The sequence below is a fragment of the Paramylibacter kogurei genome, assembly GCF_002742285.1.
Lineage (GTDB): Bacteria > Pseudomonadota > Alphaproteobacteria > Rhodobacterales > Rhodobacteraceae > Amylibacter > Amylibacter kogurei.
Window position 1 is genome coordinate 1,150,261 of sequence record NZ_MDGM01000012.1, and the last position, 14,422, is coordinate 1,164,682.

15 protein-coding genes are annotated in these 14,422 nt (G+C 48.5%); 9 read left to right on the plus strand and 6 right to left on the minus strand.

What is annotated here, in order from left to right:
* The first annotated feature begins 155 nt into the window (after positions 1–155).
* Entirely contained in the window at positions 156–1,067 is a 912-nt protein-coding gene (locus BFP76_RS11060; protein ID WP_099593613.1) for a site-specific tyrosine recombinase, read from the plus strand.
* 12 nt (positions 1,068–1,079) lie between these two features.
* Here BFP76_RS11060 and BFP76_RS11065 read toward each other — a convergent pair whose 3' ends face one another.
* On the minus strand, positions 1,080–1,919 hold the full coding sequence (locus BFP76_RS11065) for a metallophosphoesterase family protein (protein WP_099594094.1): 840 nt from the start codon (positions 1,917–1,919) through the stop codon (positions 1,080–1,082).
* A 91-nt stretch (positions 1,920–2,010) separates the two neighbouring features.
* Here BFP76_RS11065 and BFP76_RS11070 point away from each other — a divergent pair, with 91 nt between their 5' ends.
* Entirely contained in the window at positions 2,011–3,330 is a 1,320-nt protein-coding gene (locus BFP76_RS11070) for an HlyC/CorC family transporter (protein WP_240514032.1), read from the plus strand.
* A gap of 43 nt (positions 3,331–3,373) precedes the next feature.
* Here the strand turns inward: BFP76_RS11070 and BFP76_RS11075 are convergent, their stop codons facing one another.
* The 3 genes from BFP76_RS11075 to BFP76_RS11085 all read right to left on the minus strand — a co-directional run bounded on the left by BFP76_RS11075 (position 3,374) and on the right by BFP76_RS11085 (position 6,417).
* The gene (locus BFP76_RS11075) at positions 3,374–4,423 is read right to left on the minus strand and encodes a quaternary amine ABC transporter ATP-binding protein (RefSeq protein WP_099593615.1); all 1,050 of its coding nucleotides are present in this window, start codon (positions 4,421–4,423) and stop codon (positions 3,374–3,376) included.
* Positions 4,416–5,336 carry an ABC transporter permease gene (locus BFP76_RS11080; protein WP_099593617.1) on the minus strand — a complete coding sequence of 307 codons (921 nt, stop codon included), beginning with the start codon at positions 5,334–5,336 and terminating at the stop codon, positions 4,416–4,418. The genes BFP76_RS11075 and BFP76_RS11080 overlap by 8 nt, the downstream gene beginning before the upstream one ends.
* 73 nt (positions 5,337–5,409) lie before the next feature.
* Complete coding sequence (locus BFP76_RS11085; RefSeq protein ID WP_205661411.1) at positions 5,410–6,417, minus strand: ABC transporter substrate-binding protein; 1,008 nt, start codon at positions 6,415–6,417, stop codon at positions 5,410–5,412.
* Positions 6,418–6,761: 344 nt separating this feature from the next.
* On the opposite strand from BFP76_RS11085, the gene BFP76_RS11090 reads away from it, so the two are divergent.
* Complete coding sequence (locus BFP76_RS11090; protein WP_099594098.1) at positions 6,762–7,097, plus strand: antibiotic biosynthesis monooxygenase family protein; 336 nt, start codon at positions 6,762–6,764, stop codon at positions 7,095–7,097.
* A gap of 7 nt (positions 7,098–7,104) precedes the next feature.
* Here BFP76_RS11090 and BFP76_RS11095 read toward each other — a convergent pair whose 3' ends face one another.
* Complete coding sequence (locus BFP76_RS11095; protein ID WP_099593621.1) at positions 7,105–7,449, minus strand: hypothetical protein; 345 nt, start codon at positions 7,447–7,449, stop codon at positions 7,105–7,107.
* Between the two features lie 84 nt (positions 7,450–7,533).
* On the opposite strand from BFP76_RS11095, the gene purB reads away from it, so the two are divergent.
* Positions 7,534–8,835: an adenylosuccinate lyase gene (gene purB, locus BFP76_RS11100; protein WP_099593622.1), complete on the plus strand. Its 1,302-nt coding sequence runs from the start codon at positions 7,534–7,536 to the stop codon at positions 8,833–8,835.
* 232 nt (positions 8,836–9,067) lie between these two features.
* Here the strand turns inward: purB and BFP76_RS11105 are convergent, their stop codons facing one another.
* Positions 9,068–9,382 (minus strand): DUF1476 domain-containing protein, encoded by a 315-nt coding sequence (locus BFP76_RS11105; protein WP_099593624.1) that lies wholly within the window; start codon positions 9,380–9,382, stop codon positions 9,068–9,070.
* A 151-nt stretch (positions 9,383–9,533) separates the two neighbouring features.
* On the opposite strand from BFP76_RS11105, the gene purC reads away from it, so the two are divergent.
* The 5 genes from purC (at position 9,534) to BFP76_RS11130 (ending at position 14,409) form a co-directional block, all read left to right on the plus strand.
* The gene (purC, locus tag BFP76_RS11110) at positions 9,534–10,295 is read left to right on the plus strand and encodes a phosphoribosylaminoimidazolesuccinocarboxamide synthase (RefSeq protein WP_099594099.1); all 762 of its coding nucleotides are present in this window, start codon (positions 9,534–9,536) and stop codon (positions 10,293–10,295) included.
* Between the two features lie 9 nt (positions 10,296–10,304).
* A complete protein-coding gene (gene purS, locus BFP76_RS11115) occupies positions 10,305–10,544 on the plus strand; it encodes a phosphoribosylformylglycinamidine synthase subunit PurS (protein ID WP_099593626.1) in 240 nt (79 codons plus the stop codon).
* Complete coding sequence (gene purQ, locus BFP76_RS11120; RefSeq protein WP_099593628.1) at positions 10,545–11,222, plus strand: phosphoribosylformylglycinamidine synthase subunit PurQ; 678 nt, start codon at positions 10,545–10,547, stop codon at positions 11,220–11,222.
* A 63-nt stretch (positions 11,223–11,285) separates the two neighbouring features.
* Entirely contained in the window at positions 11,286–13,043 is a 1,758-nt protein-coding gene (locus BFP76_RS11125) for a sensor histidine kinase (RefSeq protein ID WP_099593630.1), read from the plus strand.
* A 25-nt stretch (positions 13,044–13,068) separates the two neighbouring features.
* Positions 13,069–14,409 carry a sigma-54-dependent transcriptional regulator gene (locus BFP76_RS11130; protein WP_099593632.1) on the plus strand — a complete coding sequence of 447 codons (1,341 nt, stop codon included), beginning with the start codon at positions 13,069–13,071 and terminating at the stop codon, positions 14,407–14,409.
* Positions 14,410–14,422: the final 13 nt, after the last annotated feature.

Consider the following 14,422-nt stretch of genomic DNA (forward strand, 5'->3'; position numbering starts at 1 on the left):
AGGCACAATAAAAATGGGGCGCTTAATCAAGTATTTGTTCTTTTTGGCCATTTTGGTGGCCCTTTGTTTGGTGGGATATTCCTTTTTTGGGGATTTGTCCGCACCATCGGTAAACCATACCGAAACCATCGAACTTGAATCCCAATAGGCCAAAAATGGCGCATCATTGGATACATCCATTTTTGGAAGCCATCCGCGCCGAACGCGATGCGGCGGACAATACCATTCAGGCCTATTACCGTGATTTGGTGGATTTTGAAGAGTTCTTGACCAAAAAAAACCAAGATTTTTCAAATGCAACTCGTGGCGATGTTGAAGAATATATTGTTGAATTAGACACGCGCGGAATGGCCGAAACCACCCGCGCACGCCATTTATCATCCATCAAACAACTTTATCGATTTGCATTTGAAGAAGATTGGATCACCGACAACCCTGCCATGCAAATTAAGGGGCCAAAAAAGAAAAAGCACCTGCCCGACACCATGAGCGAAGCAGATGTGAACGCGATGTTAGAGGCCGCAACAATCACGGGGCGCAACGATTTTGATAAATTGCGCAACACCTGTTTGATGCAAATGTTATATGCCACAGGCATGCGCGTGACCGAATTGGTATCACTGCCCGTGAATGCCGTGCGCGGTGATCCCGAAATGTTGTTGATCAAAGGCAAAGGTGGCAAAGAACGGCTTGTCCCCCTTTCCACCCCTGCCAAATTGGCAGTGGCTGTGTATTTGCGTGAGCGCGATTTGCGCGAAGAGGCGAAACGGGGCGCGGAATCGCGGTTTCTGTTTCCATCCAGTGGTAAGCTTGGTCATCTAACGCGTGTTCGATTTTATACCTTGATCAAAGAGATCGCGCTAAAGGCAAATATTGATCCAGCAAAGGTCACACCACATACTTTGCGTCATGCCTTTGCCACACATCTTTTGGCCAATGGTGCCGATTTGCGCGTGATCCAAATGTTGCTGGGCCATGCGGATGTGGCCACCACCGAAATTTACACGCATGTTTTGGATGAAAAGCTTCGTGAACTGGTGTTTGAACATCATCCACTGGCGGATTAGGTGCAAAAGATTTTATGCCTTCGGCGAGGATATTTGTTCAAAATGGAGATTGGGCTTGCGCATATCTATGGGCAAATTGTCATCTGATGGCCAAATGCCGCTCAGAAGTGTTTGATCATATCCTTGGGTCAGGTTTACGCCGCGCATCGCAGAATTGGCACCATGATGATCGTATGATAGCGCATTGTTTTTAATACCGTTTTCAGAAATTAGTGAAAAATTTGTCTGTGGACGAGAATCATGAGCAGGCATTCCAATTGCGCCGCTATTGTGCCAAATGGTCGATCCGATTTGACGCGTCATAGGCAGGCCTGTGTGCCCCGCAAGCACAATATCAACCGCACCGATTTGTTTGGTTAAAATGGAGATTTCATTTTCAATATCCTGATCTGGCGTTGTGGGCCAAATAAAGCGGCTAATATCGCTGGCAGCGCCGTGTATCACCCCATATCGCTTTCCCGCATGGGTGAAAGTGATGCGATCGGGCAAACCTGCCATCCATTTTTTGGATTCAACAGATGTTTGGGCACTGCCATGCGCATACCATGCACGCGAAAGCAGATTACATGTTGAATTTTCATCAAAACCACAGCCACAATCATCATCACCAATGGCCAAATTGCGTTCACAGTTACCCGCCAAAACAGGGCCACCAAGGGCGCGAATACGTTGGGCACATGCCTCTGGATCGGCGCAATATGCAACAATATCACCGGTACAGATGATATTTTGCGCTGGAATATTTTGGACGCGTGCAATGTCCAAGAACGCGCGCAATGCGTGCAAATTTGAATAAACCCCACCATAAATCAGCAGATCACCGTGTAATTCGCCCAAATCATGAATGATCATAACGCGCCCTTGTGTCATTGCGCCACTTGAATGGGCGCATTAGAACCCCCATAAAAGAAGCTATGCTGTTTTATGCAAGGAACAAATCAGAATGGAAATGATTATTGGCGCGATTGTGAACCTAGACACAGCGTCTTGGGTAACGATTGGGGCGATTGTAGCGTTGTTGGTGATGTCTGCGTTTTTTTCGGGCTCTGAAACCGCGCTGACCGCGGCGAGCCGTGGGAAATTGCATGGGATGGCGGATAAAGGATCATCGGGGGCGGCGCGTGCGTTGAACCTTACCGAAGATACGGAAAAGCTGATCGGGGCGATTTTGCTGGGCAATAACCTTGTGAATATTCTGGCAGCATCACTTGCAACCAGCCTATTCACCCGCTTGCTTGGTGAGGGTGGCGTAGCGATTGCGACCTTGGTGATGACGCTGTTGGTGTTGATATTTGCGGAAGTTTTGCCAAAAACATATGCGATTAATCACACAGAAACCGCCGCAACCAAGGTTTCGGCCCCCATCCAAGTTTTGGTGATGCTACTGTCCCCCATTGTAAAGGCCGTTCAATGGTTTGTTGGCGGTTTGTTACGCCTGTTTGGCGGCAAACCTGATGGTGATGATCTTTCAGAAGCTGCACAAGAAGAAATTGCAGGTGCGATTGCGCTTGGCCATCGCGAAGGTACATTCGAAAAAGACGCCAAAGACCGCCTGTTGGGTGCGCTTGATCTTAAAGATCGTGAGGTCGAAGAAATCATGCTGCATCGTTCCAACATTGAAATGATTGATGTTGGCTTGCCTGCACAGGATATTATCCGCATTTGTTTGGAATCCGCTTATACCCGTTTGCCTTTGTTCAAGGATGATCCAGAAAACATCGTTGGCGTGGTGCATGCAAAGGATTTGCTGCGATCCGTTGAACGGTTGTTGCGGGATGGAAAAAACCGTGCGGATGCATTGGCGACAATGGATATTCAAAACATTGCAATGGAACCTTATTTCGTTCCTGAAACCACAACGCTTGATGATCAGATGCGTGAATTTTTGCGCCGCAAAACCCATTTCGCACTGGTCGTTGATGAATACGGCGCCTTGCAAGGGTTGATCACACTAGAAGACATTCTGGAAGAGATCGTTGGTGAAATCACCGATGAGCATGACGAGATCGAAGACGTTTGGGCGCAAAAAGATGAAATGGGCGATTACCTTGTTGATGGTGGTGCAACCATTCGCGACATCAATCGTGCGCATGATTGGAACCTGCCCGATGATGAGGCTAATACCGTTGCAGGTTTGGTCATTCATGAAGCGCGGATGATACCGCAACCCGGTCAAGTGTTCAGCTTTCATGGAATGCGGTTCGAAGTTGTGGAGCGCGAACAAAACCGTGTTACGCTGATGAAGGTTCGCCCACTAAATTAATACAACATATGAAAACACGGGCGCATTTCTGCGCCCGTATTCATTACCTGTAATTTGCATCATCGGCCGATACGGCCTCTGGTCGTGCAATGGCGCGAACCATTTGATCCATTGTGATGCTGCCAACTGTTTTGCCGTCTTTTGTCACCGTCGCGGTTTCAACATGGCTGTCCACACAGGTTTGCAATGCCTGTTCAATGATCGTGTCATGCGGGATTTTTGGCCCATCACAAGGTTTTTTGGCAGGTGTCATTGCCGTACCCACCTGCAACACCCGTGCGCGGTTAATATCCTGAATGAAATCAGTGACATAATCATCCGCAGGATGCAAAACGATATCCTGTGGATTGCCCGATTGCACCATCTTACCATCACGTAAAATCGCGATGTTATCGCCGATGCGCAATGCTTCATCCAGATCATGGGTGATAAAGATGATGGTTTTATGCAGCTCTTCTTGCAGATCAAGCAACACGTTTTGCATATCGGTGCGGATCAAGGGATCAAGGGCGGAAAACGCCTCGTCCATCAACAAAATTTCCGCATCGGTCGCAAGTGCACGTGCCAAACCGACACGTTGTTGCATACCACCAGACAGCTGTGCGGGGTAATGTTGTTCAAACCCCTTTAGCCCCACACGTTCCAACCAATACTGGGCGCGATCCGCCGCTTCTGGCGCGGCCACGCCTTGGATATCAACACCGTATCGGACGTTTTCAATAACTGTGTGATGGGGCATCAGAGCAAATTTTTGAAACACCATTGATGCCTTGAACCGACGAAAATCGCGCAAGGTCGCTTCAGACATTTGCAACACGTCTTCGCCATCCACGATCATTTGTCCCGCAGTGGGTTCAATCAATCGGTTGATATGACGAATAAGCGTGGATTTACCCGATCCAGACAGGCCCATGATCACCTGAATGCCACGCGCGGGAATATCGAGATTGTTATTATTCAACCCCAATACATGTCCATGTGCATCAAGCAATTCCGGTTTGGACATGCCGTTTTCAATGTGCTGCACCATATCCGCGGGCCTGCGCCCAAAGATTTTATACAGATTTTTGATTTGTACTTTTGGTTCAGACACCGTGGCCTCCTTCGCGATGTTTTTGCAAACGTTTGCCGTATGCCTGTGACACACGATCAAAGATGATCGCAATGGCAACGATTGCCAATCCATTGAACATACCAAGTGCCAAATATTGATTGTTTACCGCACGCAACACGGGCGTACCAAGCCCACCTGCCCCGATCATCGCGGCAATCACAACCATAGCTAGCGCCATCATAATCGTTTGGTTTACACCTGCGAAAATATTAGGGAGCGCCAGTGGGATTTGCACCCCCCAAAGCCGTTCACGCTTGGATGCGCCAAAGGCATCTGCCGCCTCTAACGTATCCTTGTCGACAAGGCGAATACCAAGGTTGGTGAGGCGCACAATGGGTGGAATGGCGTAAATCATCACCGCAATCAATGCGGGTGCCTTGCCAATGCCCAGTAACATCACAACGGGGATCAAATAAACGAAACTTGGGATGGTTTGCATCACATCCAAGATCGGCACAACAATGGATTGCACCCGATCGGATCGCGACATCCACACCCCAAGTGGTATGCCAAATGCAATGCATAACATGGTTGATACCGAGACCATGGCAACGGTTGCCATTGTATCCTCCCACATATCAAGCCAGCCAATGAACAAGAATGATGCAACCGTGGCTAACGCCAATTTCCAACTGCGCGAACCATAATATGCCAAACCCGCAACAATGATTAAGAACAGCGGCCAAGGCGTTGCAATCATTACCTTTTCAAACCAAACAAGAAAGGATTGGAGCGGATCAAAAATCGCTTCGATCCATTCGCCATTAGCACGTGTAAATTCACGAAAACTGCCATCAATTGATTTTTTTACATCGCGAAGATCCTGACGCCCCATTGTGGGTGGATCAATCCACGTTAATTTAGACCAGTCGATAATGCTATCGCTTGCCATTCAATATTCCCCCGTAATTTTTGGATAGAAAAAAGCCCGCCAAGTTGTCTTGGCGGGCTGATATGCGATTAATTTAAAGCGCTGCTTCGATTTTCGCGGCGGCATCTTCTGATACCCATGCTTTCCACAGATCGCCTTGTGTTAGCAAAAATTCAATCGCGGCATCTTCGCCAGTTGCCTGTTCATCCGCCATGTAAACCAACATTGCGTTCATGGTTGCACCTGGGAAAATACGCGTTGATAGATAATCAACCGCAATACCGCCCTGTTTTTTGAATTCATCCGTGACAACGGTGTGCACTTCTGAATGTGTCCATGATGATGGTTTTGGGTCAGCACAATCTTGTTCTGCCTTTACGATACAACCATCCCAGTTTTCAGCACCCGCGAACGGTACGCCAAAATCAACGGGCTGCATGTCGTATTTGCCAACCAACGCAGTTGGCGACCAGTAATAACCAAACCAATTTTCGCCGCGCTCCGCTGCCTTGGCCATGGAACCGTCAAGACCAGCGCCTGAACCTGGATCAACCAGTTTCCAACCCTTTGCTTCCATGTCGAATGCACGGAACATATTTGCGTTTGCCAATTGGCAACCCCAGCCAGCAGGACAGCCAACCAATGCGCCTTTGGATGGGTCTTCGGAATCTGGGAACAATTCTGGGTGTTCCAGAATTTTCAGAACCGTATCCAATTCAGGATGCTTTTCTTTGAACGCAGGTGTTACCCACCAGCCTTCGCCAAGATCGGTAATTGGACCTTTTAGAAGTGAGTGCAAACGACCTTCTTCCATTGCCACTGCAAGCGGTTCACGCACAGCATTTACCCAAAGCTCACTGGCGACATCTGGTTCGCCTTTTTCATCCATGGATGCAAATGTTGTTGTCGTGGCACCGGGAACCAGTTCCACATCACAGCCATAACCGTTTTCCAAAATGAACGCGTCCACATTCGCCATAAACTCGGCAGATGCCCAGTTCATTTCTGCGATTTGCACGGAACCACATTCAGCGTAAGCGGCACCAGACAACATCATAGCCCCCGCCACTGTTGCACCCATTTTTGCCATCTTAAATTTCATTGTTTTCTCCCTGTCTTTGTGCAGTACACGTTACGCAACTCTTTCCTTCGCCGTCACTGCTTTACGAAGCAATGTGGGCATAAAGCGACATCCCCCGCATAAGGTCAAGGTTCAAAGCGGTCACTTTTTCTTTTGTTCAAAGTTTTACTTTTTGGTAAAATTCAAATTAAGTAACAATTTTATAATAAAATTACAAAAACTCCACGACAGGCGACACTTTTGGCAAATACAGCGCAGTTTGAGAAATGGTCTAAAAACGACATTCGGATTATCCGAAAATTACATTTGGGTAATTTACAACAATGGCATTTCACGGCTTACTGCCACAAACAAAAGGATTTGTCATGTCACGCTTCGCACCTCTGCCCGAACCGCCCTATTACGCCGTAATTTTCACTGCACAATTAAGCAAAGATACCCAAGGCTACGCCGCGATGGCGGAAAAAATGGGTGAACTGGCGGCAAGCCAACCCGGTTATCTTGGCATTGAATCCACGCGTGATGCAGGCGGGCTTGGCATTACAGTTAGCTATTGGTTGGATGAAGCCGCGCTGACAAATTGGAAAGCGGTGAGCGAACATCTTTATGCGCAAAAAATGGGGCGCGAAAAATGGTATGAACATTATACACTGCGCGTGGCCAAAGTTGAACGCGCCTATGCCGGGCCAAAGGGGCGATAGAACGCTATCAATTCAGATCGACATAGCGCCCTTCAAGCATTTTGCCCGATTTATCCTCAAATCGCAATTTGCGCCCATCGCTGCTTGCGTGAATTTTATAGCATGTCCATGCTTTATTTGGCGGCCATTGCGAACAATATTTGTTCCCCCGCACCCGCCAACGCCCCCAATGGCCATCGGTCTGGGTTTGATACAATGTTTTACCTGTCGCCTTAAAATCTTGTTGCTCGGTGCCATAACTGATCGTGCGCGATGTCAGCGCAGATTTTATCTGTTTGCCATCCAGCAAATGCCACCCCTGCGCCAATGTGGGATTGGCCAAGAATATCAATAAAAGAACAAGCCTGAACATCGTGCGACACCCCTTACCTTGTTTTGATTGCAAGACCAGTTTAAGAGACGGCTCGTAACATTCCAACACAAAAGGTCGTCATCAATGATCCCCCGCTATTCCCGCCCCGAAATGGTTTCAATCTGGTCGCCAGAAAGCAAATTCAAAATCTGGTTTGAAATCGAGGCACACGCATGTGACGCACAGGCAAAACTGGGCGTAATCCCAGAAGCAAACGCCAAGGCGGTTTGGAAAGCAAAAGACGTTGAATTCGACGTTGCACGCGTTGATGAAATCGAAGCAGTCACAAAACATGATGTGATTGCGTTTTTGACACATCTTGGTGAAATCATTGGCCCAGATGAGGCACGTTTTGTTCACCAAGGCATGACATCATCCGATGTCTTGGACACTTGTTTCAATGTACAATTGGTTCGCGCCGCCGATATTTTAATCGAGGATACAAAACAATTGCTAGCCGCTTTGAAACGCCGCGCGATTGAACACAAAGACACTATTCGTATTGGGCGATCCCACGGTATCCACGCAGAGCCGACGACAATGGGTCTGACATTGGCGCGTTTTTACGCGGAAATGGATCGCAACCTGAACCGTTTGAAAAAGGCTCGTAAAGAAATCGCAACAGGTGCGGTATCTGGTGCGGTAGGCACATTTGCAAATATCGACCCATCCGTCGAAGAACATGTATGTGCGCAATTGGGTTTGGAAGCAGAACCAATTTCAACCCAAGTCATCCCACGCGATCGCCACGCTGCATTCTTCGCTGCCCTTGGCGTTGTGGGTTCCAGCATTGAAAACATCGCAACTGAAATTCGCCACATGCAACGCACAGAAGTGCTGGAAGCAGAGGAATTTTTCTCTAAGGGGCAAAAAGGGTCATCCGCGATGCCCCACAAACGCAACCCAGTTTTGACAGAGAACCTGACCGGCTTGGCGCGTCTGGTGCGCATGGCTGTGGTCCCTGCAATGGAAAACGTGGCGTTGTGGCATGAACGCGATATTTCGCATTCATCCGTGGAACGCAACATCGGGCCAGATACCACCATTACATTGGATTTTGCATTGGCACGTTTGACAATGGTGATTGATAAATTGGTGATCTATCCCGACAATATGATCGCAAATATGAACAAGTTCCGCGGTCTGGTGCATTCACAGCGCGTCTTGCTTGCCCTGACACAAAAAGGTGCGTCTCGCGAAGACAGCTATAAAATGGTTCAGCGCAACGCGATGAAAGTTTGGGAAGAAGGCAAAGATTTCCTAACCGAATTAAAGGGCGACTCAGACGTCAAATCATTCATGACTGATTCTGAATTGGAGGAAAAATTCGACCTTGGGTACCACACAAAACACGTTGATACGATTTTCAAACGTGTCTTTGGCTAATGGTACATGTCTAAAAGGATAGGTCGGTTAAAACTATTTTAACGAATACCACCTAAACGGGAAAAAGAGTGACTATTGTCACTCTTTTTTTTGTGAAAAGGCGTCACAACTTAGGGGCACCTTTTTAGTATGCTTTTTTAGATTATCGGCGCGATAGGGGTCCTAGCCCTTAAGGATTATTCTGTCCTGCAGCATTTGCGTGTTTCTGCTCGCGTCGATCTTTACTCTTTCATCAGGCTTCATTCACCATCTGATCTTTGGCAACCAGCAACAGCTCGGCCATTTTGGCGCGAATGTCTGCTTCTGTTGCCTTGTCACCCAAATCACCAGACAATTTGCGATAAACGTCTTCATCGCCAGCCTCTTCGAAATCGGCTTTGACCACGTCTTTGGCATATGCTTCGGCCTCGCCTGTGGTTTTACCCATCAATTCCGCCGCCCAAAGGCCAACCAATTTGTTGCGACGTGCGATTGTTTTGAATCGCATTTCTTCGTCATGCGCAAATTTGTTTTCATATGCGCGTTCGCGATCATCAAAAGTGGTCATTTGTTTTCTCCATAGGGTTAGTGTCCCACTATATATGATACGAAACCGCGCAGGTCTCAAGATGGGCGCGTGTTGTTCTTGTTCAAATGCCTGTCATTGCCTATAGAGTGGCGTAAATGTCGAAAGACTCAGCTACGCAACGGAGATGCGAATGGCACGCGGCGCTAAAATTTACGAAGGCAAAGCCAAGATTTTATACGAAGGCCCAGAGCCAGGAACAATCATCCAATTCTTCAAAGATGACGCCACTGCGTTCAACGCAGAAAAAAAAGACGTGATTGATGGCAAGGGCGTTTTGAACAACCGTTTTTGTGAACACATTATGACGGGGCTGAATGCGCTCGGTTTGCCAACCCATTTCATTCGCCGCCTGAATGCACGCGAACAATTGTGCCACAAGGTTGAAATTGTCCCGCTTGAGGTAATCATTCGCAATGTTGCCGCTGGTTCCATGGCGAAACGCTTGGGTCTGGAAGAAGGCTATCAATTGTCCCGCCCATTGGTTGAGTTTTCATTCAAAGAAGACTCGCTTGGCGATCCATTGGTTGCAGAAGAACATATCGAAGTGATGCAATGGGCCACGCGCCACGAGTTGGACGCCATGATCGACATGGCATTTCGTGTGAATGATTACCTGTCGGGTATGATGCACGGCATTGGTATCAAACTGGTTGATTTCAAAATCGAATTTGGCCGTCAATTTGACGAAGATGGCAATATGACATTGCTATTGGCCGATGAGATCAGCCCAGATAGCTGTCGTTTGTGGGATATCGAAACGGGGCGCAAGCTTGACAAAGACGTATTCCGCCGTGATTTGGGCAACCTCACGGACGCCTATTCCGAAGTCGCCCGCCGCCTGAACATCCTGCCCAAAGGTGGCAGCAAAACCGGCCCCAAATTGGTAAAGTGAGATAATCCCATGAAAGCACGTGTACATGTAACCCTTAAAGCTGGCGTTTTGGATCCTCAAGGTGCCGCCGTTCGGCATTCGCTTGGCGCACTTGGTTTCGAAGGCGTTGAACGCGTCCGCCAAGGCAAAGTGATCGAGCTGGAATTGGCCGAAACAGATGCGGCCAAGGCCGAAGCATCCGTCAAAGAAATGTGTGAAAAGCTTTTGTCAAACACTGTGATCGAAAATTACACGGTGGAGATTTTATAAATGCGCGCAGCCGTCATTCAATTTCCCGGATCTAACTGTGATCGCGATATGGCGGTGGCAATGGATCGTGTATCTGGCCACAATAAACCAACCCAGTTGATTTGGCACAAAGAAAGCACCCTGCCCGATGGTTTGGACATCATCGCAATTCCAGGTGGCTTTTCATTTGGTGATTACCTGCGCTGTGGTGCAATCGCCGCACGTAGCCCGATCATGCGTTCCGTCATTGATTTTGCCAACAAAGGTGGTTTTGTTTTGGGTGTTTGCAACGGTTTTCAGGTTCTTACAGAATCTGGTCTGTTACCCGGTGCATTGATGCGCAATGCAAATCTGAAATTCATCTGCAAGGATGCAGGCCTGCGCGTTGAAACAAGCGATAGCGTATTCACATCCGCCTATAAAAAAGGCGCTGTTGTGAATGTTCCAGTGGCCCATCATGATGGCAACTACAACGCCGATCCTGAAACATTGAAAACCTTGATCGGTGATGATCGCATTGCGTTTCGCTATGCCGAAAATCCAAACGGTTCGATGGATGATATTGCGGGTATTTTATCCGACAATCGCCGCGTCTTGGGCATGATGCCCCATCCAGAGCGTTTGAACGACCCACAATTGGGTGGCACGGATGGTGCCAAACTGTTTGAAAGCATCGCATCTGCGCTTGTTTCCGCCTGATAAAAATCACACTGCGGGCAACGCTTGTCGCCTGCCCCAGTGTTATTATAGACTGTCTTGATAATGACAGACTCTGCCACCACTGAAAATTCACGCAATCTAACCCCCGGTGCTTTGCGCATGGGGGTGGTTTTGTTCGTCATTGCGGCGGGTTTGGTGATTTGGTTATCAAACCTGTATTTCACCGAAAAATATTCCGCGCAAACCCGCGCAGATGCTGAAAAACAGCTTACGTTATATTCGGGCCGCCTGATTGCGGAATTACAGCGAAGCTCGGTTGTGCCGCTGTTGTTATCCCAAGATACCACATTGTTGCGCGCGCTGAACGATGACGATTATGTCCGTTCATCGCAAAGTTTGATCAAAACCAGACAGGAAATTGGGGCCAAGGCGATATTCTTGCTCGATTCACTTGGGCGTACCGTTGCGGCCAGTGATCGGCGCGAATTGGGTACGGTGCTACGCGAAGAACCGTTTATGACCAGCGCGTTACGCTCTGCTGAAACGGTATTCACCGCACGCGGCGTTGGCGAAGGGCCGCTTGGCTTTTTCTATTCTCGTAAATTGATATCTGGGGGTGAATTGGTTGGTGTGATTGTGGTCGAGGTGGATTTGGACAATTTGTTCAACACTTGGTCAGGATCAGAATCCACCATCATGGTGACAAATTCCGAAGACATCGTGATCCTCTCCACCGAACGCCAATTTCGCAACCAAACCTTGCAACAAGCATTAGAGGCCAAGCCTGTCCTCACCGCCGTAGAACGCGCCATTCGCGCCACTGGTGAATGGTCAAATGCGGTGGCAGATGCGTATTTGTCGGGCCAGCCGCTGTTTCAATTGGAAACAAAAATCCCGTTTCAGGGATGGAAGTTAACCTATTTGGCATCATCCGAACCCGTGCGTGCGCGGGTGAATGGTGTGATCGCACTTGAAATTATGGGGCTCGCGATTTTACTATCTTTGGCGTTTTATACGTTGTCACGCCGCGCAATTCGCCAATCATTCATTTTCAAGGCGGAATCCGAAGAATTGCGCGCATTGAACGATCAGCTTTCAAGCGAAATCACCCAACGAAAACGCGCCGAGCGTGAATTGGAAGTGGCTGAACAAAGCTTGGCACAAAGCTCTAAATTGGCCGCCCTTGGCGAAATGTCCGCCGCTGTTAGCCATGAATTAAACCAACCACTCGCCGCCATGCGCACATATCTTGCGGGTGCCAAGGTTTTGTTGCAACGCAATCGCCCAGAAGAGGCCGCAAGCAGTTTCCAACGCATTGATGATTTGATCGGGCGTATGGGCGCAATCACCAAACAGCTTAAATCATATGCTCGCAAAGGTGGGGATGATTTATTGGCAATTGATCTGCGTGATGCATTGAACGATAGCCTTTCAATGATGTCGCCCCAACTTGGGCAAAGTCAGGTTCAGGTGGACACGTTGTTGCCCAATGAACCTGTGATTATCATGGGTGATCAGGTGCGAGTGGAACAGGTGATCGTGAACCTGTTGCGAAACGCACTTGATGCGATGAAAGGCCAAGAAGAACAGGAAATTCAGATCAGCCTGATCAGCGGAGAAATGGCCACCCTATCCGTCCAAGATAACGGCCCAGGCATCGCCGATTTAAACAATTTATTTGAACCTTTTTTTACCACAAAAAACCCAGGCGATGGTGTTGGCCTCGGCCTTGCCATTTCATCGGGGATCGCCAAGGATTTGGGTGGGCGGTTAATTGCCAGAAACGTATCCCCCAAGGGTGCTGTGTTTGAATTCCAGTTGCCACAAGTAGAAAATGCGGAAAAACTCGCGGCTGAATAACAGCCACATTATTGGCGGAGCAAATATGCCAGAACAAATTACAATTACCATCGTTGATGATGAACAGGACATGCGCGAAAGCATTTCGCAATGGCTCACCCTTTCAGGATATCGCACCAAAACATTCGCCAGCGCCGAAGACGCGCTCAAGGTGATCGACAGCGATTATTCTGGGATCATCATTTCCGATATCAAAATGCCCAAAATTGATGGCATAACGTTTTTGAAAAAACTACAATCCATCGACAGCCAATTGCCCGTGATCCTAATTACAGGTCACGGCGATGTTGCGATGGCCGTCGAAGCGATGCGCATTGGCGCCTATGATTTCTTGGAAAAACCGTTTGATCCTGAGCGTATGGCGGAATTGACTAAACGTGCGGTGCACACACGCCGCCTCACGCTTGAAAATCGCACGCTGCGCCGTGAACTTTCCGATGGCACAGTTTTGTTGCGTAAATTGATCGGCACCAGCCCTGTGATGGAACGCTTGCGCGAAGACATCCTTGATCTAGCACAGGCCGATGGACATTTGTTGATCAAAGGCGAAACCGGCACAGGCAAAAGCCTGATCGCGCATGCACTACACGCTTGTGGCCCACGCCAAGGTAAGAAATTCATTTCGGTCAATTGCGCGGCCTATACAGAAGACGACTTATCAACCCGCCTGTTTGGCCCGTTGGATGATTCCACCCCCCTCGTCGAAAACGCGCTTGGCGGTACGTTGTGCCTTGAAGATATCGAAAGCCTACCCGCATCCATTCAGGCACGATTATTGTCGGAAATCACCGAACATGATCGCGGCGAAGATGGATCGGCATTACGCATTATCGCAATTTCAAATGACACCAGCGATAATGACGAAAACCTTGAATCTGCTCTGCGCCAAGATTTGTATTACCGACTTGCGGCGATGCACATCACTCCACCCCCTTTGCGTCAACGCGGCGAAGATATTTTGAGCCTGTTTAATCGATATGCCGAAACATTTTCCGAAGAATACGGTTGCGAACAACCCGAAATTTCCGCCGAAGATGCCGCAAAATTGTTGCAAGCCCCCTGGCCTGGCAATATCCGCCAGTTGATCAATCTGGCCGAACGCACCGTATTACAAAGCCGTCGCGGCAGTTATTCCATATCCAACATCCTCATGGCCGATGTTGGCGAAGAAGTCCCCGATGTTGTCACCGACGGCAAACCATTGAAGGAACATGTCGAAGCGTTTGAACGCATGTTGATCGACAACACAATGCGCCGCCACAAAGGATCCATTCAATCCGTGATGGAGGAATTATCCCTGCCACGGCGTACCTTGAATGAAAAAATGGCGAAATACGGGCTGACCCGTTCAAATTACGTCGGTTAATAAAAGAGCGCAC